Raw genomic sequence first — 3,801 nt, forward strand, 5'->3', positions numbered from 1 at the left:
ACTGTGTTTCGGTGGTTATAGCGTGGGGGAAACGCCCGGTCACATTCCGAACCCGGAAGCTAAGCCCGACAGCGCCGATGGTACTGCATGCGGGAGTGTGTGGGAGAGTAGGACGCCGCCGAACTATTCTTGAGGCCGTGGGCCCTGACATTCATGTCGGGGCCCACGGCCTTTTTGCGTTCTGTCACCGGGAGTTCATGTCCGCCCGACACGATCCGCGGCATGGGGACGACAGAGCTGACCGCCGCTGGGGTGGGTGCCGGAGACGAGGTCGTGCTGCCCGCGTTCGGCGGTGCGCATGTGGCCGAGGCCGTGCGGGAGTTGGGCGCACGGCCGGTGTGCGCGGACATCGATCCGCGGAGTTTCTGCCTCGACCCCGACGCCGTCGAGGCCGTGCTGACCGAGCGGACCGCCGCCGTGGTGCCGGTCCATCTCTTCGGCCGGAGCGCCGATATGGGGCGCCTGGCGGAGGTGGCCGGGCGTGCGGGTGCGCGGCTGGTGGAGTGGGAGCCGGCGCCCCGGGCCGACTCCGTGGACGCCGTGCGGCGCCGTCAGTACGCGGCGTACTTCGACCGGCGGCTGCGGGGCGTCGTGATACCGCCGGCCCCGCGGAGCGCCGAGCACGCCTATACGTCGTATGTCGTGCGGGTGCCCGGGAACGGGCGGCCGGACCGCGACGTGTTCAAGCGGGCCCTGCGGGCGCGCGGCGTGGAATGCCAGGTGCCGGTGAAGGCGCCGGTGCACTGGATGCCCGGATTCCGACAGGCGGTTCACCTGGCGGCTGCCGAATCGGCCGCGGAGGAGTGCCTCGCGCTGCCGCTGTCCGCCGCCATGACGAAGCGGGAGCTGCAGCATGTCGTTTCGGCGTGCAATGCCCTGGGCGGGCTGATGCGGGAGGAGCCGGCCTGCTGAAGGCGCCGTCCGGTATCGGGTATGATCGACTCTGCTGATCGCGCCCCAATAGCTCAGTCGGCAGAGCGTCTCCATGGTAAGGAGAAGGTCAACGGTTCGATTCCGTTTTGGGGCTCTGAGAAGGAAGCGTGGCCAAGGGCCTCCGCCTGTGGGCGGGGGCCCTTTCGCTGTGCGGACCGCGCCCTGCGGCGGCGCCTCACTGCGGCACGCGCATCGCGAGGATGGCCATGTCGTCGGACGGGGCGTCGCTGGCGAAGCGCTCCACGGCGCGCATGATGCGGGCCGCGACCGCGCCGGCCGTCAGGCCCGTACACGTCGTCAGGACATCGGCCAGACCCTCGTCCCCCAGCATGCGGGTGCCCTCGCGGCGCTCGGTGACGCCGTCCGTCACGCACAGCAGGACGTCGCCGGGGTCGAGGGCGACGGTCTGCTCGTACAGCTCCAGGTCCTCCATCACGCCCAGCAGCGGCTGCGGTTCGGCCGCGGGCTCCACGGTGCCGTTCTGACGGAGCCGCAGCGGCAGCGGGTGGCCCGCGCACACCAGTTTGAGCTCGGCGCCGCCCTCGGACAGCGGGTGCAGCTCGCCGTAGAGAAGCGTCAGGAAGCGGCTGCGGGCGCCCTCGTCGAGGATCGCGGTGTTGAGCCGCTCCAGGACCGCGGGGCCGCCGAGGCCCTCGCGGGCCAGCAGCCGCAGCGAGTGCCGGGCCAGCCCGGTGACGGCGGCGGCCTCGGGGCCCGTACCGCAGACGTCGCCGATGGCGAAGCCGTAGACGCCCTCGCGGATCTCGAACAGGTCGTAGAAGTCGCCGCCGACCTCGTTGCCCTCGCCCGCCGCGCGGTAGATGACCTCGCGCTCGATGCCGCCGGTGATGTCGGGCAGCTCCGGCGGCAGCAGACTGCGCTGCAGGGACTGGCTGATGGCGGTGCGCTCGGAGTACAGCCGGGCGTTGTCCAGGGCGAGCGCCGCCCGCCGGGAGAGGTCCTCGGCCAGCTCCAGGATCTCCTGGCGGAACCGCTCGTCCGTGGGTTTTCCCAGCGTCAGCATGCCGATGACGCGGTTGCGCGCGACGAGCGGCAGCACCACCGTCTCGCCGCCGACCGCGGAGGCGGTGGCCAGGGTGGTGCCGGGTGCCGACTGGTGCTCCTCGTGCATCACGACGCTGCGCAGCGAGGTGCGCAGCGCGGCGGAGCGCGCGGCGTCGCTCGGCGCGGTCCACACCCGGGCGCCCGGGGTGGGCACCGGGTCCGGCGGCGGCACCTTGGTCAGCAGGGCCTTGAGGTTGTCGATGCGGTCCTCGTCCTCGTGCAGGACGTAGGAGAGCTTGGGGTCGGAGCCCTGGTCGGCCACGGTGTAGACCGCGCACCAGGTGGCGAGGGTGGGAACCGTCATCTGGGCCATCAGGGCGAGCGTCTGGTCCCGGTCCAGGGTGCCCGCCAGCAGGTCGGACGCCTCGACGAGGAAGGAGAGCGAGCCGCGGCGCAGCCGCTCCAGCTCGGTCAGGCGGGCCCGCTCGACGGCGAGCGCGATGCGGTCGGCGGCGAACTGGAGCCGCAGCGCCTCCTCGTTCGAGTAGCGGCCCGGGGTCTCCGTGGCGACGCCCAGCGAGCCCGTCAGCCGCCCCTCGACCTTCAGCGGGACGGTGACGACCGAGCGCATGCCGGTGCCCGAGAGCAGCGGTACGGCGCCGGGGACGACGGTGAGGTCCTCGTGCACGGACGGCATCCGCGCGGAACCGTACCGTCCGCTGCCCGCCTCGACGGGGACGCGTGCGAACCGCTGGCGCGCGGAGGGCAGCCCGGTGGAGGCGCGGACCTCCAGCTCCGTCTCGTCGTCGGTGGCGAGGAGGAGGTACGCGGCGTCGCCCTCCAGCATGTCGCGTGCGCGTTCGACGGTACGCTGGAGCAGGCCGTCCAGATCGTCGGGCGCCGGCGAGCCGATGAAGACCTCGAAGGGGTCGGCGGCCTGCGGCTCCTGCGCGTCGGCCGGGCGCTGGTTCGCCCCGTCCGCTGCGGGGGAGCGCTGCGGGGACTGCAGGACGGCCCGCTCGTGCTCGCGCACCAGCAGACATACGGTGGACGGCTCTCCGTGGCCGTCCCGCACCCGCAGGTGGGAGGCGTAGACCGGGACGGTACGGCCGTCGGCCGCGCGTACGCCGTAGGAGCCCTCCCAGCGGGACAGGCGCAGCGCCTCGGCGATGCCGGTGCCGGTGCCGGGGGTGTGCGGCCAGGCTGCGAGGTCGGTGAGGGGCTTGCCGAGCACCTGCTCGGCGGGGTAGCCGAACAGCTTGGTGGCGTCCTCGTTCCAGGCGCTGATGGCGCCGCTGCGGTCGACCTGGACGACCGCGACGTGCACCCGGGTGTCGGCGACGGGGAGCGCGGTGTCGGGCAGCGCCGGGCCCGCGGCGCGGGTGCCGACGGGGCGATCGGGCAGTTCGAGGCGGAACCAGACCCGCTTGTCGGCGGTGGTGTAGTCGACGCCCCAGCGGGTGGCGAGCGCCGCGCACAGCAGCAGGCCGCGGCCCCCTTCGCGGTCCGGGCTGCCCGGCTGCAGGCCGGGCTCCTGGAGCGGCAGATCGCGCTCGGGATAGCGGTCCACGACCTCGATACGGACGCCGTCCCCGTCCCGCAGGCACACCACCTCGGCGGCCGTGCCCGCGTGCACGACGGCGTTGGTGACCAGCTCGCTGGTGAGGACCACGGCGTCGTCGACGACGTCGGCGAGGCCCCAGCCCTGCAAGGTGTCGCGGACGAAGCCGCGCGCGGTGGAGACCGAGCGCCCGACCGGTTCGAAGGTGGCGGCGGCTCGCGCGGTGGTCACTGGACTCCCCATGGATGTGTTGTCGCCGGCCTGGTGCGCGGGCGTGCGCGCCGGGGCGGCGGGGGCGGTGC

The 3,801-nt window shown here is 73.3% G+C and carries 2 protein-coding genes, 1 tRNA gene and 1 rRNA gene; 3 read left to right on the forward strand and 1 reads right to left on the reverse strand.

Annotated elements, in window-relative coordinates; genetic code table 11:
* The first annotated feature begins 7 nt into the window (after positions 1 to 7).
* The 3 genes from rrf to G5C65_RS33220 all read left to right on the forward strand — a co-directional run bounded on the left by rrf (position 8) and on the right by G5C65_RS33220 (position 1,027).
* Positions 8 to 124, forward strand: a 5S ribosomal RNA gene (rrf, locus tag G5C65_RS33210).
* Between the two features lie 98 nt (positions 125 to 222).
* Positions 223 to 912 (forward strand): DegT/DnrJ/EryC1/StrS family aminotransferase, encoded by a 690-nt coding sequence (locus G5C65_RS33215; RefSeq protein WP_165302782.1) that lies wholly within the window; start codon positions 223 to 225, stop codon positions 910 to 912.
* Positions 913 to 954: 42 nt separating this feature from the next.
* A tRNA-Thr gene (locus tag G5C65_RS33220) sits at positions 955 to 1,027 on the forward strand.
* An 81-nt stretch (positions 1,028 to 1,108) separates the two neighbouring features.
* On the opposite strand, the gene G5C65_RS33225 is transcribed toward G5C65_RS33220, so the two are convergent.
* On the reverse strand, positions 1,109 to 3,742 hold the full coding sequence (locus tag G5C65_RS33225; RefSeq protein WP_206442551.1) for a SpoIIE family protein phosphatase: 2,634 nt from the start codon (positions 3,740 to 3,742) through the stop codon (positions 1,109 to 1,111).
* Positions 3,743 to 3,801 lie beyond the last annotated feature (59 nt).

Origin of the sequence: Streptomyces boncukensis (assembly GCF_011045075.1) — a bacterium.
In the GTDB taxonomy this organism is placed as follows: Bacteria; Actinomycetota; Actinomycetes; order Streptomycetales; family Streptomycetaceae; genus Streptomyces; species Streptomyces boncukensis.

Excerpts from the sequence above, each read along its gene's own strand:
- G5C65_RS33215 (WP_165302782.1), top strand. The coding sequence starts at position 223 with ATGGGGACGACAGAGCTGACCGCCGCTGGGGTGGGTGCCGGAGACGAG.
- G5C65_RS33225 (WP_206442551.1), bottom strand. The coding sequence starts at position 3,742 with ATGGGGAGTCCAGTGACCACCGCGCGAGCCGCCGCCACCTTCGAACCG.